This is a genomic window from Kroppenstedtia sanguinis (assembly GCF_050433445.1).
In the GTDB taxonomy this organism is placed as follows: domain Bacteria; phylum Bacillota; class Bacilli; order Thermoactinomycetales; family DSM-45169; genus Kroppenstedtia; species Kroppenstedtia sanguinis.
Genome location: NZ_JBNPXF010000003.1, coordinates 94,381 through 118,380, shown reverse-complemented (window position 1 = coordinate 118,380; position 24,000 = coordinate 94,381). Strand labels below are relative to the sequence as shown.

The following is a 24,000-nucleotide window of genomic DNA, read 5'->3' as shown; positions in this document are numbered from 1 at the left end:
ACTTCTTTTTGAATGATCTAGACCTCATGATTTTTTTGGAGAAAAGGAGGACGTCGGATGCATCAAACTGCAACGATGAGAGAGAAAATCTCTCAGTTTTTCGTGATCTTATGGCCTATTTTGGTTACACAAATCAGCTTATATTCCATGAACCTGTTTAACACGATGATGTCAGGTCAAGCCGGAACGAATGATCTGGCCGGCGTGGCCATCGGATCCAGTCTCTGGATGCCTATCTTCACCGGCATCAATGGGATTCTGATGTCTGTCACACCGATTGTTTCTCAGCTAATCGGCGGCGGCAAACATCACAAAATATCCGGTACCGTCACACAGGCCCTGTATTTATCGGTCCTGCTCGCCATCACCGTTGTACTTGCCGGGATCTTATTTCTGGAACCCCTGCTTTCATTGATGAATCTAAATCCCGCAGTACAACACATCGCCAAGCATTATTTGATCGGACTGTCCATCGGCATCATCCCCCTGTTCGCAGCCAATGTGCTTCGCTATTTTTTTGATTCCCAAGGACATACCCGGATCATGATGATGATTATGTTGTTCGCGGTTCCCTTCAACATTGGGCTGAGCTATCTGCTGATTTTCGGGAAGTTCGGTTTTCCCCAACTGGGGGGCATCGGTTCCGGATATGCTAGTGGGATCACTTACTGGCTGATCTTTACCATCGCCGTCGTAATCACCTTCAAGGTGGATGTGATGCGCAAATATGCCCTGTTCGTCCGTTGGTTTGCTCCCTCTGTGAAAGCCTGGAAGGATCAACTGGCCATCGGTATCCCCATGGGGCTCTCCGTCTTTTTTGAGTCAAGTATCTTTGCCGTGGTCACGCTAATGATGGGAATGATGTTCAATACCGTAATCGTTGCTGCCCACCAAGCCGCCATCAATTTTACATCTCTCCTGTTTATGATTCCCTTAAGTATTTCGATGGCTTTAACGATTGTGGTCGGTTTTGAAGTCGGGGCCAAAAGGTTTGCAGATGCAAAACAATACAGTCACTTTGGTGTGCTCTCGGCCATGGGTTTAATCGCTTGCGCCTCGGTTTTCCTTTATTTTTTCCGCGGATGGATCGCCGGCTTTTATACGGATCATCCGGAAGTGATCACTTGGGTGAAACAGTTCTTGATCTTCGCGATTTTTTACCAGCTTTCAGATGCTGCTCAAGCCTCACTTCAGGGGGTACTCCGCGGTTATAAAGATGTTACGGTTCCATTTATCACAGCGTTTATCTCCTATTGGGGAATCGGGATGCCAGTCGGTTACGGGCTGGCTGCCTTCACCCACTTGGGTCCCTTCGGCTTTTGGCTGGGCATCACCATCGGTCTGACCTGTGCTTTTCTCGGCTTCTGGATACGCCTGCTAATCATACAAAAAAGATTCGCACCCCATCTTCCCGAACAAAAAGACCCCTCCGTCGCCTAAAAGCGTTGTGAAAATCGTCATACCCACAGGACACAAGCGTGCCTAGAGTCGCTTCTCCCCCCATACTATACAGGAAGGGTTGGGGTTCACATGGAGTGATTTAAGATTGGTAGAACAACGAAAACGAAATATGAAACCCCATCCCGACCTTAGTTCCTGCCTAAAGTATGATCAACACGTCCAGACAATAGATAGTTCCCAGGGATGATACCGATGTGCTTGGCATAGATCCAAGGGAACTCACACTCGGTAGAATAGGTATAAAAGGAAATCGAGGGGAAACCGAGAAAAAAGAAGTGCATAGGGGAAATCAGGTTGGAGGTGTGCGTGGATGACATCTTTTCAGGAAATGCTCGTTCCCGACAAGTTGACGCCATGGATACTTCCCGCGGCGAATCGCAACGCAGGTGTAAAGGCATCTGAGATAGATGCTTCTGTTCAAGGGAAACCCCTCTCTATCACAACTGACGATGGTGCCATCCTGTCCGCCGTGTTGGAGGGAGGAGACGGGCCACTCGTCGTACTTTCCCATTGCTGGACTGGCAGCCGTTTCATTTGGGCCGCAGTGACAGAACGTCTCGTCGAAAGTGGATACCGCGTCCTGTCCTATGACCAGCGAGGTCACGGCGCTTCGACAGTCGGTGCCGAAGGGATGAGCATTCACCGGATCGGTGCGGATCTGGCTTTCGTTCTCCAGACACTCGATGCAAAGGGAGCCCTCGTAGCAGGCCATTCCCTAGGAGGCATGGCCATCCAGGCCATGGCGATCCATCATCCCGATTGTATTCACCAACATGTACGCGAGGTCTTCCTGGTAGCAACAGCTGCATACGGGGTAGGAATGAACCGACTCCGTAAACTGGTTACACCGGTGATTGGTAGCCCTTTGTTGGAGCGGGTGATGAGAGGACGACTCGGCCTGCTCTTCGTCCGCGGATCTCTGGGCTCCCAGGCACGACAGGCAGATATTGTAAACACACGGGACCACTTTATTTCCTGCCAGCCCCATGTTAGGAGCGGGATCCTGGATGCGATGCAACGGATGGACTTACGCCATCTGAAGACCATCGACGTTCCGGTCACGGTGGTCCATGGGACACGGGATCTGTTAACACCTCCCAGCCGAGGGCGTGAGCTGGCGAAACGCCTGAAAGCTGATTTGGTTTGGATCGAAGGAGCTGGCCATATGCTTCCCCTCGAAGCGCCTGATCGGATCGCCCAACAGATTGGGCGATCCAGCTGAAGGAGTGAAACCTCCACTCGCCCGCCCCTCACTTAAAAACCAGGACCCGCAACGGGTCCTGGTTTTTGATTGGATCATTTGGGTAAAGATTAAATCGTCCCATAGGCACATCTGTAGTCAGCTGCTTTTTCGCCTTTGTAGAAACCTGCATATATACGCCTGATGCAAGCAATGGAATAGCGGTCTTTTGGATCACTTCGGCTGCGTCGCAAGGTTCGTTGTAAAACTTACTACATCAATATTCATAATCTTACTACTAATCTATTCTCAAAGTGATATAATTGGAGTCGAACGAATAAAAAAATTGCGTGTTCACACCATTCACTTTTCAGCGAAAGGTTGGTTAAAAAAGGTGATCAAAAATATGACAGGGCTGATATTGACCTCTGTATTTCTGTTATTTTCGGTTGGGCTTCTCTTTTTTGTCAGTCCCAAAGAAACACAAGGTTCAAGCCCCGAAAATACCTATACTGCTTCCACATCTACATTCGAAAATCCAATCAATATAGCTGGCGCAGACCCCTATGCCATGGTTCATAGTGATGGTTACTATTATTTCACCCGAACTTTAGGTAATCGTCTCGATCTCTGGAAATCTAGAACACTGACAGGGATAGACCTGGGCGAGCGAAAAACAGTTTGGACCCCACCTGCAAACTTAAAAGATATCTGGGCGCCAGAAATCCATTTTGTTAACGGAAAGTGGTATATCTACTACACCGCAAACACAGGATGTGGAGATGACTGCCGTGGCATATACGTTCTTGAGAATTCGTCCGCCGATCCTTTAAAAGGAGAGTGGGTAGAGAAAGGAAAAATAAACACCCAATATTCTGGACTGGACGGAACCGTCTTTGAACATCAGGGCCAGTTGTATTTTTCGTATGCCGCATATGGAGACTGGTCCGGTGAGCACGGCAGTGCAGTTGCGATTGCGAAAATGTCTAATCCATGGACCCTAACAGGAGAAAATGTGATCTTAACCTATCCGGAATACGATTGGGAAAAGAAAGGAATGCATGTCAACGAAGGGTCTATTATTTTGAAGCGAAACGGGAAATTATATCTCGTTTATTCAGCAAGTGCCTGTTGGGAAGACGAATATGCAATGGGGATGCTAACGGCTGCAGATGACAGTAATTTGTTAGACCCGGATTCTTGGTCAAAATCAAAGGATCCCGTATTTAGTAAATCAGAGAAGAACGGGGTCTATGGCCCTGGGCACAATTCATTTGTCAAATCGAAAGACGGAACAGAAGATTGGATCGTATACCATGGAAACAGCGCCCCCGACCAAGGGTGTGGAGCCCGTCCAACCAGAGTACAAAAATTCACATGGAACGAGGACGATCATCCGAATTTTGGAGATCCAGAAATCGGCCCATTAAAGGTTCCATCGAGTGAATACACCATTGAAGCCGAACACGGGATCATGAAGCAAGTGAAATTAAATGAGAAAAAAGACGCCTCGAACGGAAAAACCGTAACCCTGAATCAGGAAGATAGCCAACTGCTCATCCAGGATGTCAATGTTCCAGCGGCCGGGACCTATACCATGACGGTCAAATATTCAAATGAAGACCCATCGGATGCGACAAACTCCGTATCCGTTAACGGAAATCCCGCCACTAGTCTGAAATATCCTTATACAGGCAAAGATTTTGGTACAGTGGAAATGAAAGTAGATCTTCGTAAAGGCTACGACAACACCATTGAATTTAAAAAAGAAAAAGGTTCTGTTGAAGTTGACTCCATTGAAATTAACGGCGAAGTCACCGTCTCGATTGAATCCGGCAAAGAATACAAATTGATAAATCCAAACGGCGGTAAAGCATTAGACGTAGAGGCGGAATCCAGCAACGTCAGAACATGGGACGATTCAAAGGGTGGGACTTCTCAGCGCTGGGAAATTGTCGACATCGGGGACGCTACGTATAAAATCATCCACTCCGAAAGTGATAAAGTATTATCTTTAAATGAGGAATCGGGCCATGTAAACATTCAGGATTGGACTCAGTCAACTTCACAGAAATGGAAAATAAGAAATACAGGCGATGGTTATTACAAACTGGTCAATGTGCTCAATGGAAAAGCGTTAGATGTCAGTGGAGCCAGTATAGACAGCGGAGCAAATGTGGGTGTTTGGGATGATATTCCTGGGGGGATTGCACAGATTTGGTTGCTCTATAAACTAGATCCTAAATGATGATAAGAGAAAGGCGACTTCGCAGCCATTGATCCAAGCAGAGATCAACTCTAGTGAGGTTTTCCTCTCCGCCGCCAGACTTGCTGCCAGCTTCTCCTGAACACCCTTGTCTGAAGCTAGCAGCTACCATACCTACCCCCCTCGGGATTTTCACAATCGCCCATGCCGGCGCACATCAAAAACCAGGACCCGCAACGGATCCTGGTTTTTGATTGGATCATTTGGATAACAAGTGAATCGTCGCATGAGCATCTGCAGTCAGCTGTCTTTTTGCCTGGGCTGAAATCTGGAGTTTCGGTATGCTGTATTTAATATCCCTTAGGAGTTTCTTCATCTGTTGGATGGCTCGACTGGAGTGTTCTTTCTTATATTGATTCTGTGCCTGATGCAAACGATAGAGTAGCTGCGCCTTTTTCTGCTTCCCTATCTCTCCTGATTTCCCATACCCTTGAATCGATTTTTCCATCGCTTCGAAGTGGGTCTGGGCGTCCGATCTACCGAGCAGTTCCATTTCAGCCAAGGATGTGGTAGCCTCCCCACCATTGGAGGTCACTTCCAGACGGTAGAAGGAGTATTTCCCTGGATGCTGGATGGTAAAGGCGCGGGTATACTGGCGCCATCTGAATTTTTCATCGCTTCTCCGATCCAAGGTGGTCCACTTCTTCCCATCCTTGGATCCTTTCAAAACCCAACTTTTTGGATCGGCTTCGCTGGTAGTCCCTGAAGTCAAGGTGTACATCTGAGCCTTCGGTTTCCCGTCCTTAAACTGGTATTGGATCCAGGGAGTTTTGCTTTCTATGGACCAGCGAGTGTCCGAGGTATTGTCAAACAATTGATCTGCACGACCCCCTTCACTATCTGTGGCCACACCCTTTCCTTTGGCGCTCAATCCATCCGTCAAATCCTTCATGGGTTGCGGTGCCAGCTTCGACCCATCTGTAGCCACTGGAGTGATTGATTCAGGCAGATCCTTTTCTTGACTTCCCCATTTAGAGGGTTTGGAACCCATCTCAAAATCCAAGACAGCTCCTTTGGCAAGGATCTCATGAGGTACTTGAGTCCGGGTGTACTTTTTGCTATTGATTTTCAAGCTTTGCACATAGCGATTGGATGAGCTGTTCTTAGGAGCGTTGACCACGATTTTCTTTCCATTTTCCAAATGGACAGTCGCTTTCTTGAAGAGAGGCGAACCGATCACATACTCGGGACTGCCCATCTGCAAAGGATAAAAGCCCAATGCACTGAAGATATACCAGGCAGACATTTCTCCGTTGTCTTCGTCTCCAGGATATCCCTGGCCGATCTCGCTACCGATGTAGAGCCGCTCCAACACTTCCCGCACTTTCTCCTGGGCTTTCCAAGGTTGCCCTGCATAATTGTACATGTAGGCAATGTGGTGGGCGGGTTGGTTACTGTGGCCGTACATGCCCATCCGCACATCTCTCGCTTCTCTCATTTCGTGAATCACGCCGCCATAGGCTCCTTTGTAAGCAGGCAATGCGGTTTCCGGAGTGCTGAAGAACTTATCCAGCTTTTTGGCCAGTTTTTCTCGGCCCCCATACAGATTCGCCAACCCTTGTCCATCTTGTGGAGCGTGGAAAGCCATATTCCAGGCGTTCGTCTCGGTATAATCCCCTCCCCACTCTGCAGGGTCGAATTGTTCCGGAGTCGTTCTCCAGGATCCGTCTGACTTCCTCCCCATAAAAAATTGCACATCTGGATGGAACAGGTGGATGTAATTCTGCGCCCGATTCAGATAGTACTGATAGTCCTCCTTATAGTGGGAGTGATAGGGATCCTTTTTGTCTCCCTTTTGATCCAAAGCGTGGGCCAGGTTCGCAATTCCAAAATCGTTGATGTATCCATCTAGCGACCAGGATAATCCTTCACCTGTCGAAGTGTTGGTATACCCGTCAAAGATCGAGGTGTTTAGCCCCTTCCTGCCTGTACCTGCATTGGGACTGACCACCGCAGCATTTTTGATCGCGGACTGGTAAAAGCTTTGGACATCAAAATTGGTGACCCCTTTTAGATAAGCATCTGCAAAAGCTATATCGGAGCTGGTCCCGACCATCAGATTGGCATAGCCGGGAGAGGACCACCTGGAGACCCAGCCCCCATCTCGGTAATGCTGGACAAACCCATCGATCATCTCCCCGGCCTTCTTCGGAGTCAGCAAGGAATAGGCTGGCCAGGCGGCCCGGTAGGTGTCCCAGAAACCATTGTTGACATAGGATTTTCCGGTCACTACCTTGGCACCGGTTTGAGTGGGGGTGTCATCTCTCTCTGCAGGAGAAAAGGGACTGGCATACTTGTATTTCGGTTGCTCCTTCGTACCTACATTTTCAAAACCGGAGTTTGGATAGAGGAACAATCGATACATATTGGAATACAGAGTGACGAGCTGGTCTTCAGTCGCCCCTTCCACTTCGATCTTCTTCAGTTTTTCATCCCACTGCTTCTGTGCTCTTTTCTTTATAGATGAAAAGGTGTCCTTCGGCCCAATCTCCTGCTCCAGGTTTTTCTTGGCTTGATCCACACTGATCAAAGAGGTTGCAATCTTCATGTTCACCACTTTGCTGCCCTCTTTGCCGGTGTTGAATCGGAAGTAACCGGCCACGCCATCCCGCTCTTCTCCTGTCAGCTTTCCTCCCGATGCCACCGGTTGATCAAATGTCGCATAAACAAACATCCGCGTCGCACCTGTGGACAAACCACTTTTGACATCTGAGTAACCTGAAAGTTCCCCCTTCTTCGGATCCAGAGTGAGACCGCCATCATTATTCACATTATCAAAAATTAGATGGGAGTTGCCTCCCTTAAACTTGAATCGAATCATCGCCGCATGATCTGTCGGGGCCATCTCCGTTTGAATCCCATTATCAAACTGTACACGGTAATAGTGAGCCTGCGCGACTTCATTAGAGTGTCGGAAGGGTAAGGCGCGATCCTTCCGATTGGCACTGGGCACCTTTCCTTTGTCATCTGAGGGCATCACTTGAAATGTTTGACGATCCCCCATCCAGGGACTCGTTTCATGGCTGAGGGAGAAAGCCTCGATTTGCGGAAGGTTATCCTCGTTGTTTCTTTCATGATAATGATAGAGCCAGCTGGTTGAACCGGAGTCAGTCACCGGCGTCCAGAAATTAAAACCATGGGGAACCGCCACAGCGGGAAAATTGTTTCCCCTGGAAAAGGTTCCATTGGACTGCGTGCCTCGTAAGGTGTTTACATATTCAGAAGGCTTAGAATAGGTCTTGGGGGTGGGGCTTCCTTCAATTTGGATATCGTCGATGCTTCCCTTGAAAACTCCCGGTCCCTTGGGATTATCATAGGCGACCAGGATCCGTTTAATCGTTTTGCCAGCTGCGACAGCACCAATCTGGGACTTTTTATAGTTCCACTGATTGGGATACAAGGTTTTCGATTTTCCCTGTTCCCTCGGATGTAATTGGATGCCGTGTTGATCTACTGCACCTAGATCGTGGAGATAGGTTCCGTCTGAAAAGGCAAGGTCGATCGTCATATAGGTACTGGCATCGTCCATTTGATCTCGGGTCGTAAATTCGGGGAAAATATAGTAGGAGAGTTCTGTCTTCGAAGTTACAGGAATCTTTACATCAAAAACCTTGTTGTAAGAATAAGCTCGTCCTTTGGCCTTGTGGGAACCGCCATAGGTAAGCGCTTTCGATCCGGTCCAACCCACTTTTGTCTTAGCCATATATGCACTAGAAGGACCGTTGCCAATCTCAGATTTCATATCCGTAGGAGGGGGTGGCGGAACATCGATTCCATTGGAAAGTTGGATTTCCGCCAGTTGGATCATGGGTTCACCGCCGTTTTTGGTGATGTCCAACCGGTAATACAAATACTTCTCTTGGTTCTCCAACTCATAGATTTTGGTCTGAAACCGGTCTTTGAACACTTCATCAGTTCTCTTATCTAGTGGGGTCCAGTTTTTTCCGTCCTGGGAGCCTGAAAAAGTCCAATCCCTTGGATCCCTGCCTTCAAAGTCATTGGCCGAGGTCAATGCAAACTTGACGACCGACTCCGCTTCGGACAGTTTCATCTGGATCGAGGCCGTTTTTTCCTTAATCAGCCATTTGGTGTTCAAATCCCGGTCGATCAATTTGTCTTTGGTTTCATTCGGTGGATTTTCACCGGACACGGTGATCTCTTTCAATTGATCCGTGATATCCCCCTGAATGCCGTCAAATGGGATATTGCCGTCCACACCGGAAGCCATTTTCTTACCTGATGCATCGGTTTCCACGGTGTTTTTCCAAGTCGGTGGTGGATCCCCTTTTTCAAATGAACTGAAAAAGTCAGACGGCTCCGCGTGCACTGCTTGCGGTGGGATCGCACCACTCCCCGCCAGCAAAGCGATACAGACCCCGATTGTAATCGGTTTCATCATTCGCCACTTTTTCATCGCCAGCATCACCCCTCTATGATTTATTTGATAGAAAAGCATTATATCATAATTTTCTAAATAAGGGGAAAGAAATTGGATGGCAAGATGGTGTTTCGTCAGCCAAACTCATCCTGTAAAGAAGTGAAAACGAACCGTCGGGCAGAGACAAAGCTGGAGGGGGGGAGCAACACAAGGGAATGAATTGTCCCCAGACAGGTGTGATCCATCCTTAGCTAGGACCGGGCCGGTCGGGGTAGGGATTCAGATTGTGTTCCCTTGTTCTTGTGAGTCAAAGACATTCCATGGCAACCCCACCCTCCCCCCGATGTTTCCACCATTCATTGGCTTCCCTGGGGTTAGAGACCGAACAGTCTCTTACAATATAGAGAAAGAATCGTTTACTGGATCTTAGTGAAATCGAGCCGGACTACTGGGGTCTCGTTTTCAATATCGTGGCGATATTGCCGTAACATCTGTGCTTCCTCGTCTTGCAAATGGTCCAAGTCCATAAACTGGTGGAATAGACCATACAGCAACACATGACGCAGGCGAAGGAAATCAGGGATCTGTTGAGCCCACCAAGGGTCCAGATCATTTTCCCGCCTGTAGCCGATCATAAAATGGGTGAAAAAGTGACGCACAAACTCCGCTTGGTCCTCATAAGGAACCGTTGGGTACCATTGCACATTGTAAAGGATGATCGCGATGTCGTTCATAAACCAGTTGTACCCGATATCATCGAAATCAAAAGCGGTGATCCGCCCTTCGTGCCAATGGAAGTTCCCTTGATGCAAATCCGTGTGCACTAGGCCATAGCAATCCTTGCTTTTCGGCAGTCGATGGATGCGTTCCATCAATTGATCCGCCTTTTTAAACACTTGCATTTGATCTGAGGGCACATATTTCCGCAGGTTTAATTGATCCTCTTCATACCATTCTTGGCGTTTATACGCCGGATGGCTCAATCGGTACCCCTGAGTCAGAGCATGCATCCTTCCGACATACTCGCCCCAGGTTTGAAAGAGAGTCTCGTTCCAATCCGCTGCCTCGACGATTCTACCTGGAGCTTTCTCATAGACCACTGCTAAAAAATCGCCAGAATCCGCTGGAATCGTTTCAATCCAATTCCCCTGGGCGGAAGGAACCGCCCGTGAAACTGGTAGCCCATGGTCGGCCAAGTAATTCAACCATTCCAATTCTCCCATGATATAGTCCGGGTGACGGCGAATCGTGTGGGTGATCCTTAAAATGTAGGAGCGGTGATCTTTTTCAAACTCGTAAACGTAATTTTCCGCGTCTTTCAAGAAATATATTTGATCTTGAGATACCCCGTACCTCGCAGCCGTGTCAGTCAAGATTCTTTCATTGAATTGATCTCGAATTTCCTGTTTCAATGAGATGTACTCCCTTCATCGTTGCTAAATCTACCCATGTACCATTTCACCTTCATTTCGCCACATGTCATCTTCAATATCGATCAGGCGTGTTGATTAGCCATATTTTGGGTGGGGAGATCGTGTTCACCCACGCGAGCGTTGCCATCCGGCAAGGAAGTGAAAACTGGCCGCTCCAAATCTTCCGATCGGGCAGGGGCAAAGCCTTACGGAAGCAACACAGGGAAGAGGTTGCCCCTAAACGCCCTCACTCCAGATTCTCCACTGGGTAGGATGGCTTCCTTCAGCTCCTTTGGATTGTAGTGCCCATGGTACAAAGGTCGCTTTGGCAGCACACGACTCCCTTCCGCTGCCCATTTTCTGGTTAATCAACAGCCCTGAATATCGATATATAGTTTGTCTAAGAAGCCTTGAAATGTTCGACTGATGTAGAGTGATTCGTTAATATCGTTTCCCCCGAATATATCTGAGAGGTCCACATCACGAGGTTTAAAAAAGACACCCGAAGGCTCCTGACGCCCTTGAGGATAGAAGAAGCAATACTTGCTTAAAATCGAATCAATAGCGAAGGGAATTATTATACCATGTGCTTTGTATTCCTCTCTACTTTCGAAAATCAAGTTCATTTCGTCTACAAGACTTTCGGGATCACAAAACCCCTCAACATCGTGCGATTCACCATTCACATCAATCCCAACGAAGGCACATTTAGGACCTTCATATCTCCTAATCCACTTTACATAATCCTCCGGTAGCTTCAACCCCAATTGATCCTCAACTTAAATAATCTCCCATTCAGAAAGAGGTTCATCTAGTTTCACCCATTCCATGATAAAACCTCCCTACTTTTTGACGCTGAACTACCTGATGACCGTCTGCAAGGTTTCCCAACGATACTAGACCAGCCTCAACTTGAGAACTGTTTCATAATCAACCTTTTTTTCCTGCAATCCTGTGGATCACTCCAATATGGTTGTAATCTACAAGTAAGGTTTCTATGGCAAAACGGGCTTTTCTTCTGACATATTCATTTTCATCATTGATATATTTTATCAAAAGGGCCTTTGCTTCCTCGTTTGCATCTTTAACTTCTCCCAGTCCATAAGCCAGTTGCCATCTGGCTTCATGATTTTCGTAATCAAGTCCATGTTGCCAGTCTAATCAACAGATCAGGGTGATCAATGACCAGTTCTCAGGGCTGTTGATTAACCAGAAAATAGGCGGTGGAAGGAATCGTGTGCTGCCAAAGCGACCTTTGTACCATGGGCACTACAATCCAAAGGAGCTGAAGGAAGCCATCCTACCAGCGGAGAAGTCTTACGGGAGGGCGTTTAGGGGCAACATCTTCCTTGCTTTCGTATGGTTTCGCCACTGCCCGATGGTCAGATTTGGAGCGGCCAGTTTTCACTTTCTTGCCGGATGGAAACGGTCGCGTGGGTGAACAGTCTCCCCCCCACCTAAAATATGAGCTAATCAACACACCTGATTTCATTTATTGAGAATAAAATGATACTCTTTCCATATAAAAAATCCAAACAGCGAAGAAAAAACAAAATAAGTATTATTAATATTGGGGTGGAAAGCGAAAAAAGTTATCTTTTGGATTCTGAGCATCCTTGTAACCTTTTGGATTTTGCCATATGCCTATTTTGAATTCATTATGGACGGTAGGGATCTCTTCCCACCCGGTTTTACCGTTGGTTTTTCTTCATGATCAATCTTCGCCAATCAAAGCCCGATCTGATCCGCCAACTGCTTTAGGTTAAACGTTTCTTATCTTCATCTTCTTTTCACCTCTTCATTCAATAGAATGACCACCTAACTGCTGTTTGCTCAAACTGAAGCAAATTTAATTACCAAAAGGATCGACGACGCTTCCTATTAGGCAACCCGGTCAGAGTTCTCCCCAACCGGACTTCTGATTTATAAGTAGTCTTGGCCTAGTCTATCCTACCACGACATGGTAATCTATTCATAGGCAAGAGAGAACGGATAAGCCTCACTGCCCGGGCCGAGTCATCGGTGGAAGGGGGTGAGGCGCATGGAATGGCTTCAAGCTCTCGCGGCACTTCTCGTCGTACTTGTGGCCGTTGCTCGCTTCTTCCTGGACTGGCATGATCGCCGCCGGAAGAAGTAGTGTTGACCCCTTGGTATTGGGTAAGTGAAAACCGGTTGTGAAGGTGGTGCTTCACAACCGGTCACAAGCCCACGGTGGGGCATCCCTGATTCCTTCTCTCTTGCCACTATTATATACATTTTTCTCGAAGATATGCAACGGGCACAAAAAAGCCGGGCAGGGATCACTCCCCACCCAGCTTTCTGACTATAAGGTACAGTAAGAGACGAACTGCATCTTGTCGTCGATCCCCAGTAGTGCAAAAACCCCCGGAGATCGACGACATTTGTTATATGGCGATTTTGGTTGATCTATCAAGGATTTCGGCAGTTATCAATGAAAAACCATAGGAAATTGGCTAATGAATTGGGTCTTGAAAAGCCCATAGGAATGCGGGTAAAATGGGTTTATAACGTACCTATAAGGAATTGAAACCTGAGTTTCCATTTCTGGGATTTCGGAATTGAAGAAGTTTATAACGTACCTATAAGGAATTGAAACAGGGCCAGCCGGGATGGGCTCCCGGCTCACAAACAAAGTTTATAACGTACCTATAAGGAATTGAAACTAGATCCCGGTTTCGGAGATGATTGTTGTTTTCCGACGGTTTATAACGTACCTATAAGGAATTGAAACTGGCCATTTTGCAACCAATTGGGGAAACAACAGCAGTGTTTATAACGTACCTATAAGGAATTGAAACCCTGTCCTCTTCTTGTCTCCGGCCAGACGTTTTGCGTTTATAACGTACCTATAAGGAATTGAAACAGATATGGATCTTAGACCCGGATGAGCAGTTGCAGGCGTTTATAACGTACCTATAAGGAATTGAAACAATTCCGCTTCGCTTTCCTCGTACTGTTTTTTCAACCGTTTATAACGTACCTATAAGGAATTGAAACTATCTCGGATCATCTCTTCTGGCATATCCTCAGTCGGAGTTTATAACGTACCTATAAGGAATTGAAACGGTTTTCCATGCTGAAGGCTTGGCGGATCGCCTCTGGTTTGTAACGTATCTATAAGGAAAACCAAACAAAAAAGCCGGGCAGGGATTTTCCCCACCCGGCTTTTTTCATTTCATCTCAATTGTCATGCCTGCTTTTACGTGCTGTTTTACTGCATTCACCGCGTTACCCGGTTCCACAAAGGCACCCACTTGCTTCCCGGCCACCTTCACCCGGATCAACTTGTCCGGTGCTGGTACAGGCTTCTTCTCCCCCTTCGCGGTGGCCATCAGGCGTTTCCAAGTTTCCGGCCCTCGGTAGCCATCCGCGTCGCTACCGGACCACCCCTGCGCCTGTGGAAGTCCTGGACATTCTTTTTATCGGCCTCGGAAAATGTCGGCCTCGGGCCGAACTTGTAATGCTATACTGTATCCATGGGTTACCAACCGCTTACACAATGCCGTTACAGCCAGGTGAGACTTCCCGATCTTGAAGGCAAGGAAGCACTTCCCTTCCCACTTCTCCGTCTCCTTGAACTCCTCTCCTGCATTTGCATTTACTTTTTTCATATCGGCCACCAACTGATTGATTGACATGCCAAGCTGGCCAAATAGGCATTAGGATCTGTATAGGTAGTTCCACCTTTGTTCTTGGAGACCCAATTGTGTGTTATCAAAGTTTTACCCATACCCTATTTCCGTCACCACAAATACCGGGCGAACAGCTTGACCTTATCCTTGCATTTGATCGACCTTAAAGACTCCGGGTCCCCCCTCACTCCCACCATTTCCGATCCAAGGTCCGGTACTGGATCGCTTCGGCGACGTGACTGGTGTCGATTCTTTCTTTTTCTTCCAGATCGGCAATGGTGCGGGCCAGTTTGAGGATACGGTCGTGGGCCCGGGCGGAGAGGCCCAGGCTGTCGAAGGATTGTTGGAGCAGATCTCGGGAGTCCGCATCCAAACTGCAGTGACTGCGGATAAAGGAGGGGGGCATGCCGGAATTGTGAAGAATTCCAGTTCCTTGGTATCGTTCCGCCTGGATCCCATGGGCACGAGCCACCCGTTCCCGAATAGTTACAGAGGATTCTCCTTTTTGAGTGGAAGAGAGCGTCTGATAATCCACCCGAGGCACTTCTACATGAATGTCGATCCGGTCCAGGAGCGGACCGGAGAGTTTGGAGCGATAACGGCGGACCTGCTGAGGGGTGCAGGTGCAAGCCCGATCCTCCTCATATCCAAAATAGCCACAGGGACAAGGATTCATGGAGCCCACCAGCATAAATTCCGCCGGAAAGGTGAGCACCGCCCGAGCTCGAGCCACAGTCACTTCCCGATCTTCCAAGGGTTGACGCAACACTTCCAAGGCGCTTTTAGAAAACTCGGGCATCTCATCCAAGAAGAGAACCCCCCGATGAGAAAGACTGACCTCCCCCGGCTTCGGCGTCGAACCTCCGCCGATCAGCCCTGCCTGGGAGATGGTGTGGTGAGGGGAGCGGAAGGGACGGCGTGTCACCAATCTTCCTCGTCGAGCCAGATGCCCGGCGATACTCATCACCTTGGTCACTTCCAGGGACTCCTCCGTCGTCATCTGTGGCAAAACCGATGGGAGACGGCGGGCAAGCATCGTTTTACCAGAGCCGGGAGGACCGATAAAGAGAAGATTGTGCATCCCGGCTGCAGCCACTTCCATCGCCCGCTTGACATGGGCTTGTCCCCGTACATCAGCAAAATCATCCAAAACAGTCTCCTCTTCGGTGCCGGTAGGGTACTCCGCTTCACTGGGTTCTGGTCGCCATTCTCCTCGTAGAAAAGCCACCGCCTCCTGCAAAGAAGAGACCGGAATCACCTCCATCCCCTCTACCAACCTAGCTTCTGTCGCATTGGAAGCCGGCAAGATCACCCGGTTAAACCCTCCAGCCACTCCAGCCATCACCATGGATAACACTCCGGGTAGGGGGCGTAGCAACCCGTCCAGAGCCAATTCGCCGATCAGCAGGGTCTTGTCCATCCCCTCCTGGGCCACTTGACCACTGGCCATCAGTACTCCCACAGCGATTGCCAGATCAAAGCTACTCCCCTCCTTCTTCAGATCAGCCGGAGCTAGATTGGTCGTGATCCGTTGCAGAGGAAACTGGCACTCACTGTTCTTGACCGCAGCACGTACCCGTTCCCGAGATTCCCGGACCGCTGAGTCCGGCAAGCCTACCAGATCAAATACGGGTAACCCGTTGCTGATATCCACCTCCACTTCTACAATATATCCGTCAATCCCCAACACCGAACTGCTGTATAGTTTGGCGTACATATTTCCTCCCACGTTTGTTCTTATTATTCAAGGCTAGGGCTGTCGCTTAGCCATGTTTTGGGTAGGGAGAACGTGTTCATCCACGCGACCGTTGCCATCCGGCAAGGAAGTGAAAACTGGCTGCTCCAAATCTGACCATCGGGCAGGGGCAAACCTTACGGAAGCAACACAGGGAAGATTGTTGTCCCTAAACGCCCTCTCGTAAGATTTCTCCGCTGGGCAGGATGGCAACCTTGCTATCGAGATTGTAGTGCCTGTGGTGCTTCCTTAGTCTAGAGCTTCAGCTCTTTTAAATTGTAGTGCCTGTGGTGCCACCTCTATTCCAGGACTCTTCAGCCCATCGAGATTGTAGTAAGGTCGCTTTGGCAGTACACGACTCCCTTCCACCACTCATTTTCTAGCTAATCATCGCGCCTGATTCAAGGCCGTTGATTAGCCTTATTTTGTGTGGTAACCAGGGTCGGGATGGTGGGGCGGCGGAGATCCTTTGCGCTCTTTGCAAAAGATCGTAGTCGTCCTGTCATCCCCGTCCCACATGAAATTTTCTCGTTTGGGGACAAGTGGGGCGGCGAAAGGTCTATCCACTTTCGCAACACATTTTCCGCAATCAACACACTTGATTTCCTATGATATCCTCCTCGCGACGTCGATCCCTCCCTGCTTTAGCAGGGAAACAGACCTACGATGAAGTTGACAAGAAAGCCCTTCCCGTCGGGTTCTTACCTTTCCTCCTTTTTCTCTATAAAACCTTTCGATATAATGGTGATGACTAGGCCAAAGGAGAGAGTTGGGATGTTCTCGAAATTCAAAGAGCTGTTCGACTTCACTCCGGAGCCGAACCACTCCGATGCAAAAGAAGATTTATATAAAGAACTGGAACAATTGAAAAAGGAGAATGAAAAACTGAGACAAAACAGCTATACTCGCAGTGGAAAGACCGAGAGTCCAACCTCTCACCGATACCATCTGGAGTTTTTCCTGTATGATCACAAAAACGACACAGAGACTCGCTACACCGAAGCAGATATCCACCGCTATCCCATGATGGGTTTTACCATCCACTACTTGGACGAAAATGGACGAAACAACCGACCGGAATGGATCCCTTATCTTTGCGACGGTTTGGTGGAAGCCTTTGAAGCGATGAAAGTGATTTCCCACACGGTGGATGAGCCCGACCTGTACAGCTTTTTTGTCGATCTGAAACGGTATCCCCAGGTGGAAGTGAAAAAAAGTATTTATCTGATATTTCATCAGCTGTGTCAATGGCAGAACGCCGGGAAAGACCAGATCTCGCTGCGAGTACACATCGGAGGAGATGAGTTGTACCAAGATCTTTTGAACGGCCACATGGAAAAGGTTTGACACGCTACAATCCGGTGGAAAATCACCGGATTTTTCGTCAGGAAAAAGTTCAAAAAGCCGCTTCCAAATGATCGATGCGTAAAGGATCGTCAGCAGGGGACAGGAGTACCGAGATCACATCGATCCGAAAGGAGGGCATCTGGGGTTGTCGCGCTTGTAGATAGGCCAGCGCCAACTTACGAACCTGTTGCTGTTTTTTGCGGTCGATGGACTGAAATCCGTAGCCAAATTGCCGTCCCCGAGTGGTCCGAACCTCTACAATCACTAACTCCCCCTCCTGTTCAGCGATCAGATCCAGTTCCCCAATCCGATTGCGCCAATTGGTTTCCAGGATGGTGTACCCTTGATTTTCAAGATAGCTGGCAGCTAAAGCTTCACCGATTTGTCCGGTTTCCCTGCGCCGGTCTTTGCTCACAGGATCTCCCCTCCCTTTGATAGATCTAGTTTCGACCTCATCGCACAAAATCCCTTCTATTTCCACAAATGGGCACAAAAAATCCCCGCCCTTCTCTTAGGCGAGGTTCCTTGTTGAATCATCCCGCTCCCGGACCGGGGCAAAACTTTTTCGGTGGATGGGACAGGCGCCCCAACGTTCCAGCGCAGCCAGATGATCCGGTGTTCCATAACCCATGTTTTTCCCAAATCCGTATTGGGGATATTTTTCTCCTGCCTCTGTCATCCATCGGTCCCGGACCGTTTTGGCAATCACCGAAGCCGCCGCGATGGAATGGCTAAGTGCATCCCCTTTGATGATGGAATGCTGAGGGAGCAGAAGTTCCGGAACCTCCACTGCATCCAGCAAGAGGCAATCCGCTACTGGGGACAGCTCCGCTACAGCCCGGCGCATCGCTTCATAGGTAGCCTGCAAGATATTGTATTCATCGATATATTGATGGTCTACCACCCCGATGCCCAAGGCTACAGCATCCCGTTCAATTCTTACTCGAAGAGACTCCCTCTCTTCAGCAGATAATTTTTTGGAATCGTTCAGCCCCGTTGCATCAAACTCCAAAGGTAGAATCACTGCCGCTGCCACTACCGGCCCCGCCAGCGGACCCCGGCCCGCCTCATCCACTCCGGCGATCGCCTGATAACCTTGACGACGACAGGCGCGTTCCAATTGCCACATTCGATCCACGCGTTCGACTTCCCTCTGGCGGGCTTCTCGTTTTTTTATGTATGAGGTGGCCAACTTGCGGACACCAACCCGGGAGTCTGTCTGAAGCGCTTCCAGGAAAGCATCGGACACCTCTTCATCCTGTTCCAAACGGATCTTGATCTCAGAGATTGTCCCCTTCACGCTCATCAGTTTCATCCCCCCAATCCATCGGGAATTCCAGGGAGATCCGGCCCAGCCGACCGGAACGGTAATCACGCAACACCACTTCCGCAGCCTTTTCCAAATCAATTTCCCCACCTTTTCGCATACATCCCCGTCGTTTCCCCACCTCTTCCAACAAAAGAGGTGCTTCCCGCTTTTCCTGGGGATTCAACTGATATCGATCCCGGAGGAGATCTGGATAACGCTCCGCTATGTAATTTAACAAATAGAGGCCGATTTCCTCCACAGAAAGAACCTCTTCTTTGATCGCCCCGCTTGCCGCCAGTCGCAAGCCTACTTGAGGGTCATCAAATTTGGGCCAGAGGATTCCCGGAGTATCTAGAAGTTCCATCCCGTTTCCCAACTTGATCCACTGTTGGGTACGGGTCACTCCCGGCCGGTCCCCGGTTTTTGCCGGACTCCGTCCAGAGAGACGATTGATCAGAGCCGATTTGCCTACATTGGGCACGCCAACTACCATGGCCCGGATTCGGTGATGCCGGATTCCTTTGCGGGATTGGGAAGCCAGCTTCTCCTTCACCAACTCCCGACTGATCGATCCGATCTGTTTGATCCCTGCTCCCGACAAGATATCCACCGGATGTGCCTGCACCTGGTCTGAACGGAAAAACCCGGCCCAAAGCCGGGTCGCCTCCCGGTCCGCCAGATCACTCTTGGTGAGTAGGATGAGACGAGGCTTTTTCCGGATCAGATCCCCGATCATCGGATTGCGGCTGGACAAAGGCAAGCGAGCATCCAATAATTCGAAGACCAGATCCACCTGATTCAGTTTTTCTTCCACTTCCCGACGGGCTTTAGCCATATGGCCCGGAAACCATTGAATTGTCATCTTGGAATCACCTTTTTACCAAATAAGAGAAAAATCGCTCATGGGCCAAAAAACGAGGTCTGCCCGTCCCACAATGGAATCGATGGGTACCGGCCCTAGCTCCGGGCTACGGCTGTCACTACTGTTCATCCGGTTGTCTCCCATTACGAATATATGTCCTTTGGGTACGGTTACGGGTCCAAAATCCGCCGTTCGGTTCCCCTCGTCTATGTACGACTCCTCAATACTCTTTCCGTTCACCCGAACCATATTATTTTGGGCGGAGACAGTCTGACCCGGAAGCGCAATCACCCTTTTGATGTAATCTTTGTTTTCCGTAGCATGGAAAACCACCACTTCACCCGGTTTGGGCTCCCGAAAGTGATAGATCACTTTGTTGACAATCAACAGATCACCGTCATGCAGGGTGGACAACATGGAGGGTCCGGAAACACTAAAAGGGGAAAAGACCAGATAGCGGATCACCAGGGCGAGGATGACTGCAATCGCCAATGCCTGCACCCATTCCCAGGTTTCATCGTTATCCCGCTTACTGTGACCATGTCTGGTGGAACGGGGGATGAACTCGCTCATGAGGCTCCTCCTGACTCGCAATCACACACATCAACAAGAATACGGAGATTTCAGATATGGAATGTGATAAAAGGGCTTGAGATCCCCAAGCCCTTCCAAATGATTAATGAATTTCCTTGATTCGGGCCGCTTTGCCGCGCAGTTTGCGCAGATAAAACAGCTTGGCGCGACGTACTTTACCGCGACGGGTCACCTCAATCTTCGCAATCCGCGGTGAGTGTAACGGGAAGGTGCGTTCAACGCCGATATTGTAAGAGATCTTCCGGACGGTGAACGTCTCGGAGATTCCTCCCCCACGCCGCTGGATCACTACGCCTTCAAAGACCTGAATCCGTTCCCGTTGACCTTCAACAACCTTCACGTGGACCCGAACCGTGTCACCAGCACGGAAGCGGGGGATATCTTTGCGCACTTGTTGTTCTCCGATTTCGCGTACGAGTTGATTCATGGGTTTCCCTCCTTCCCGTCAGCATTTTTTGTATATCATCCGGTACTTTTCTCGAGCACAAAAACCATTTTAGCATATGGTCCAACTGAAAACAATGAACACCCCGGGAAGTCAGCCTTTACCGGCTTCTTCCTGCAATTTCTTGAGGAATCGGCGATCTTCTTCGGATAATTCCGCTGTCTCCAGCAGTTCCGGACGCCGTTCCCAGGTGCGGATCAAGGACTGGCGCCGGCGCCACCGGGCAATCTCGAGGTGGTGCCCCGACAGTAGCACATCCGGGACCTTCCACCCTTGAAAATCAGCGGGGCGGGTATACTGGGGATACTCCAACAATCCCATGGAAAAAGAGTCGGTTTCCGCTGAGGATTCGTTACCCAAAACACCGGAGACCAAACGGATCACACTATCCATCAGTACCATCGCCGGCAACTCACCGCCGGTCAACACATAATCCCCGATAGAGATCTCCTCATCCACCAGATGTTGACGGACCCGTTCATCAAACCCTTCATAATGGCCGCACAGGAGGATCAGATGATCGTGACTGGCCAACTCCTCTGCCTTCGACTGGGTGAAGGGAATGCCTTGAGGGCTCATCATCAGCACCCGGGGCCGGGTCGGTTCATCCCGGATCAGTTCATCCACCGCACGGAATAAGGGCTCCGGTTTCAACACCATTCCGCCGCCGCCCCCATAGGGAGTATTGTCAACGGTTCGGTGTTTGTTAGTGCTGTAATCCCGGAAGTTCGTAACCGAAACCGAGACCCGCCCTTGCTCAATCCCGCGACCGATCACACTGGAAGAAAAGAAGCCCTCGAACATCTCTGGAAACAATGTCAAGACGTCGAAACGCAAAGCCGTGTCACCTCAATCACTCCAACCCTTCCATCCAACGGATGATCACCTGCCGGGCCGACGGATCCACTTTCCGGACTACATCTTCGATAAAAGGGATGAGGACTTCCCCGCCGCCGTCTTTCTGGATCACCCAAACATCGTTGGCCCCAGGCTGTAGAATCTCAGTGACGACCCCCACAGATTCGCCCTCTGTGGTCACCACTCGGGACCCGATGATTTCATGCAGGTAAAAAGCGTCCTCTTCCGGTTCCACCGCTTCCTCTCGGCTGACCCTTAGTAGTCCGCCCTTGAAAGGTTCCGCCTGATTGATGTTTGTCCACTCCTCGAACTGCACCAACCAGAAGTCCTTGTGCGGACGAGCGCGGACCACAGTGACCGGCTGCCCCTCCTCCAGACTCGGATGAATCAGGAAAAGTGGAGTGCCGGGGGCGAAGCGAAGCTCTGGGTAATCTGTCCGCGAATGAACCCGAACCTCCCCCCGGATGCCGTGGGTACCGGTGATCCGCCCCACTGTCAATTGATCCGGTTCCTGCATGAAGCGCCCTCCTTTCAAACTCTCCACAGGCGGGTCAGCGGATCTCTACCATAACCCGTTTCTGTTCCCGCACAGCGGCGGCGCCAACCACCGTGCGGATCGCCTTGGCGATTCGACCTTGTTTTCCGATCACCTTGCCCATATCTTCCGGGGCGACGGAAAGTTGTAGGACGAGGCGGTCTGGATCTTCTGCCTCCCGGACACGAACGGCATCTGGATGATCCACCAACGCCCGGGCGATCACCTCTACCAGTTCCTTCAATCTGACTCCCCCTCAGGCCGGATGGTTTCAGCTTGAGATTACTTTTGGTTTTTGGCTTCGTGCAACTTTTTCAGAATGCCTTCTTTCCGGAACAGGTTTTTCACCGTATCGGAAGGTTGGGCACCCGTGTTCAGCCATTTCATCGCCTTGTCCTCGTCAATCTTGACTTGAACCGGTTGGGTCAGCGGGTTGTAGTACCCGATTTCTTCGATGAAACGACCGTCGCGGGGAGCACGAGAGTCGGCCACCACCAGACGATAGAACGGGGATTTCTTGGCGCCCATTCGTTTCAAACGGATCTTTACTGCCATTGGATTTTCACCTCCTCTTCAGGGCATAAAGGGAAACTTAAGTTTCCCGCCTTTCTTTTTCTTTTTCTTTCCTTTGGACATGGAGGAAAAGTTCTTCATCATCTTCTTCATATCCATAAATTGCTTGATCAGGCGGTTGACATCCTGCACTGTAGTCCCACTGCCAAGGGCAATTCGCCTGCGCCGTCCTGCGTTGATGACCTCGGGATTCTGTTTTTCTTGTCGGGTCATGGACCGGATGATCGCCTCCACTTTGGTGAGTTGTTTTTCATCCACTTGGAGATTTTTCATGTTTTTCATCTGTCCCATCCCCGGCATCATCCCAAGCAATTCATCCAAGGGACCCATGCTACGCACCTGCTCCATCTGTTCGAGAAAGTCATCAAAGGTGAACTGCTGGGTGCGAAGTTTCCGCTCCAGGTCCTTCGCCTTCTCCTGATCGACGGAGGATTGGGCTTTTTCGATAAGAGTGAGGACATCCCCCATTCCCAGGATTCGGGAAGCCATCCGTTCCGGGTGGAAGGGTTCCAAAGCATCCACCTTTTCCCCCATCCCGACGAATTTCACCGGACAGTCCGTCACCGATTTGACAGACAAGGCGGCTCCTCCCCGGGTGTCTCCATCCAGCTTGGTCAGAACTACCCCGGTCAATCCCAGCTCCCGGTTGAAACTGTCCGCGACGTTGACGGCATCCTGACCGGTCATCGCATCCACCACCAGCAGAATTTCGTCTGGTTGCACCTTCTCCTTGATCGCTTTCAGTTCATCCATCATCGTCTCATCAATATGAAGGCGACCCGCGGTGTCGATCAGAACAGTATCATGTCCTGCTTCTTTGGCTTGGGCCACCCCATCGACAGCGATCCGGACCGGGTTTTCCTTGTCCCCCATGGTGAAGACCGGTAACTGTACCTGGTCTCCGAGGACCTCCAACTGCCGGATGGCCGCCGGTCGGTAGACGTCCCCTGCCACGAGGAGCGGATTCCGGTTCTGCTTTTTGAGATAGCGTCCCAATTTCCCGGTTGTGGTGGTCTTCCCCGCTCCCTGAAGCCCAACCATCAGAATCACTGACGGTTTGGAAGTGAGGTTCAGTTTTTCCTGGGTCCCGCCCATGAGGCTGGAAAGCTCCTCGTTGACAACCTTGATCACCTGCTGGCCGGGCGTCAGGCTTTTCAGCACTTCCTGTCCGACAGCGCGTTCCCGCACTTTAGACACAAAGTCTTTCACCACTTTATAGTTGACGTCGGCTTCGAGGAGGGCCAGGCGGACTTCCCGCATCGCGGCTTTCACATCCGCTTCGCTCACCTTTCCCTTGCCGCGCAGCTTGGCGAGGGCCGATTGCAGCCGTTCGGACAACCCTTCAAATGCCATGCGATAAAGCCTCCCCATTATGTGATCCCGGTCATCACC

20 protein-coding genes and 1 CRISPR repeat array are annotated in these 24,000 nt (G+C 49.9%); of the genes, 4 read left to right on the top strand and 16 right to left on the bottom strand.

Annotation, left to right across the window (positions count from 1 at the left end; all coding sequences use genetic code 11):
• Nucleotides 1-57 precede the first annotated feature (57 nt).
• The 3 genes from JOD24_RS03135 to JOD24_RS03125 all read left to right on the top strand — a co-directional run bounded on the left by JOD24_RS03135 (nucleotide 58) and on the right by JOD24_RS03125 (nucleotide 4,889).
• Nucleotides 58-1,440: an MATE family efflux transporter gene (locus JOD24_RS03135; protein ID WP_429246306.1), complete on the top strand. Its 1,383-nt coding sequence runs from the start codon at nucleotides 58-60 to the stop codon at nucleotides 1,438-1,440.
• A 331-nt stretch (nucleotides 1,441-1,771) separates the two neighbouring features.
• Nucleotides 1,772-2,683, top strand: coding sequence for an alpha/beta fold hydrolase (locus tag JOD24_RS03130; protein ID WP_380166554.1), 912 nt, complete (start codon nucleotides 1,772-1,774; stop codon nucleotides 2,681-2,683).
• A gap of 364 nt (nucleotides 2,684-3,047) precedes the next feature.
• Entirely contained in the window at nucleotides 3,048-4,889 is a 1,842-nt protein-coding gene (locus JOD24_RS03125; protein ID WP_429246305.1) for a family 43 glycosylhydrolase, read from the top strand.
• A 217-nt stretch (nucleotides 4,890-5,106) separates the two neighbouring features.
• Here JOD24_RS03125 and JOD24_RS03120 read toward each other — a convergent pair whose 3' ends face one another.
• From JOD24_RS03120 to JOD24_RS03095, 6 genes are all read right to left on the bottom strand, one after another.
• A complete protein-coding gene (locus JOD24_RS03120; protein WP_429246304.1) occupies nucleotides 5,107-9,321 on the bottom strand; it encodes a GH92 family glycosyl hydrolase in 4,215 nt (1,404 codons plus the stop codon).
• Nucleotides 9,322-9,701: 380 nt separating this feature from the next.
• Nucleotides 9,702-10,697 carry a phosphotransferase enzyme family protein gene (locus JOD24_RS03115; RefSeq protein WP_380166560.1) on the bottom strand — a complete coding sequence of 332 codons (996 nt, stop codon included), beginning with the start codon at nucleotides 10,695-10,697 and terminating at the stop codon, nucleotides 9,702-9,704.
• A gap of 368 nt (nucleotides 10,698-11,065) precedes the next feature.
• On the bottom strand, nucleotides 11,066-11,464 hold the full coding sequence (locus JOD24_RS03110) for a hypothetical protein (protein ID WP_380166564.1): 399 nt from the start codon (nucleotides 11,462-11,464) through the stop codon (nucleotides 11,066-11,068).
• Between the two features lie 1,754 nt (nucleotides 11,465-13,218).
• A CRISPR array of direct repeats spans nucleotides 13,219-13,783; the repeat unit is 30 nt; unit sequence GTTTATAACGTACCTATAAGGAATTGAAAC.
• A gap of 105 nt (nucleotides 13,784-13,888) precedes the next feature.
• Nucleotides 13,889-14,050, bottom strand: coding sequence for a hypothetical protein (locus JOD24_RS03105; protein ID WP_380163792.1), 162 nt, complete (start codon nucleotides 14,048-14,050; stop codon nucleotides 13,889-13,891).
• 87 nt (nucleotides 14,051-14,137) lie between these two features.
• Nucleotides 14,138-14,329 (bottom strand): hypothetical protein, encoded by a 192-nt coding sequence (locus JOD24_RS03100; protein WP_429246303.1) that lies wholly within the window; start codon nucleotides 14,327-14,329, stop codon nucleotides 14,138-14,140.
• 205 nt (nucleotides 14,330-14,534) lie between these two features.
• Nucleotides 14,535-16,067: a YifB family Mg chelatase-like AAA ATPase gene (locus tag JOD24_RS03095; protein WP_380163796.1), complete on the bottom strand. Its 1,533-nt coding sequence runs from the start codon at nucleotides 16,065-16,067 to the stop codon at nucleotides 14,535-14,537.
• A gap of 792 nt (nucleotides 16,068-16,859) precedes the next feature.
• On the opposite strand from JOD24_RS03095, the gene JOD24_RS03090 reads away from it, so the two are divergent.
• Entirely contained in the window at nucleotides 16,860-17,432 is a 573-nt protein-coding gene (locus JOD24_RS03090) for a hypothetical protein (protein WP_429246302.1), read from the top strand.
• 49 nt (nucleotides 17,433-17,481) lie between these two features.
• Here JOD24_RS03090 and JOD24_RS03085 read toward each other — a convergent pair whose 3' ends face one another.
• From JOD24_RS03085 to ffh, 10 genes are all read right to left on the bottom strand, one after another.
• On the bottom strand, nucleotides 17,482-17,847 hold the full coding sequence (locus JOD24_RS03085) for a YraN family protein (RefSeq protein WP_380163800.1): 366 nt from the start codon (nucleotides 17,845-17,847) through the stop codon (nucleotides 17,482-17,484).
• Nucleotides 17,848-17,943: 96 nt separating this feature from the next.
• Complete coding sequence (gene rnhB, locus JOD24_RS03080; RefSeq protein ID WP_380163802.1) at nucleotides 17,944-18,738, bottom strand: ribonuclease HII; 795 nt, start codon at nucleotides 18,736-18,738, stop codon at nucleotides 17,944-17,946.
• Nucleotides 18,713-19,603 carry a ribosome biogenesis GTPase YlqF gene (gene ylqF / locus JOD24_RS03075; protein ID WP_429246301.1) on the bottom strand — a complete coding sequence of 297 codons (891 nt, stop codon included), beginning with the start codon at nucleotides 19,601-19,603 and terminating at the stop codon, nucleotides 18,713-18,715. Before ylqF ends, rnhB begins: the two co-directional genes overlap by 26 nt.
• Before the next feature lie 15 nt (nucleotides 19,604-19,618).
• Nucleotides 19,619-20,176 carry a signal peptidase I gene (gene lepB / locus JOD24_RS03070; RefSeq protein ID WP_380163806.1) on the bottom strand — a complete coding sequence of 186 codons (558 nt, stop codon included), beginning with the start codon at nucleotides 20,174-20,176 and terminating at the stop codon, nucleotides 19,619-19,621.
• A gap of 103 nt (nucleotides 20,177-20,279) precedes the next feature.
• Nucleotides 20,280-20,624, bottom strand: coding sequence for a 50S ribosomal protein L19 (gene rplS, locus JOD24_RS03065; RefSeq protein ID WP_380163808.1), 345 nt, complete (start codon nucleotides 20,622-20,624; stop codon nucleotides 20,280-20,282).
• Nucleotides 20,625-20,735: 111 nt separating this feature from the next.
• Nucleotides 20,736-21,479: a tRNA (guanosine(37)-N1)-methyltransferase TrmD gene (gene trmD / locus JOD24_RS03060; protein ID WP_429246300.1), complete on the bottom strand. Its 744-nt coding sequence runs from the start codon at nucleotides 21,477-21,479 to the stop codon at nucleotides 20,736-20,738.
• 16 nt (nucleotides 21,480-21,495) lie between these two features.
• Nucleotides 21,496-22,017, bottom strand: a complete 522-nt coding sequence (gene rimM, locus JOD24_RS03055; protein ID WP_380163812.1) for a ribosome maturation factor RimM — start codon at nucleotides 22,015-22,017, stop codon at nucleotides 21,496-21,498.
• 34 nt (nucleotides 22,018-22,051) lie between these two features.
• A complete protein-coding gene (locus tag JOD24_RS03050; protein ID WP_380163814.1) occupies nucleotides 22,052-22,279 on the bottom strand; it encodes a KH domain-containing protein in 228 nt (75 codons plus the stop codon).
• Between the two features lie 38 nt (nucleotides 22,280-22,317).
• Nucleotides 22,318-22,590, bottom strand: coding sequence for a 30S ribosomal protein S16 (rpsP, locus tag JOD24_RS03045; protein WP_380163816.1), 273 nt, complete (start codon nucleotides 22,588-22,590; stop codon nucleotides 22,318-22,320).
• An 18-nt stretch (nucleotides 22,591-22,608) separates the two neighbouring features.
• On the bottom strand, nucleotides 22,609-23,961 hold the full coding sequence (gene ffh, locus JOD24_RS03040; protein WP_429246299.1) for a signal recognition particle protein: 1,353 nt from the start codon (nucleotides 23,959-23,961) through the stop codon (nucleotides 22,609-22,611).
• Between the last annotated feature and the right edge of the window lie 39 nt (nucleotides 23,962-24,000).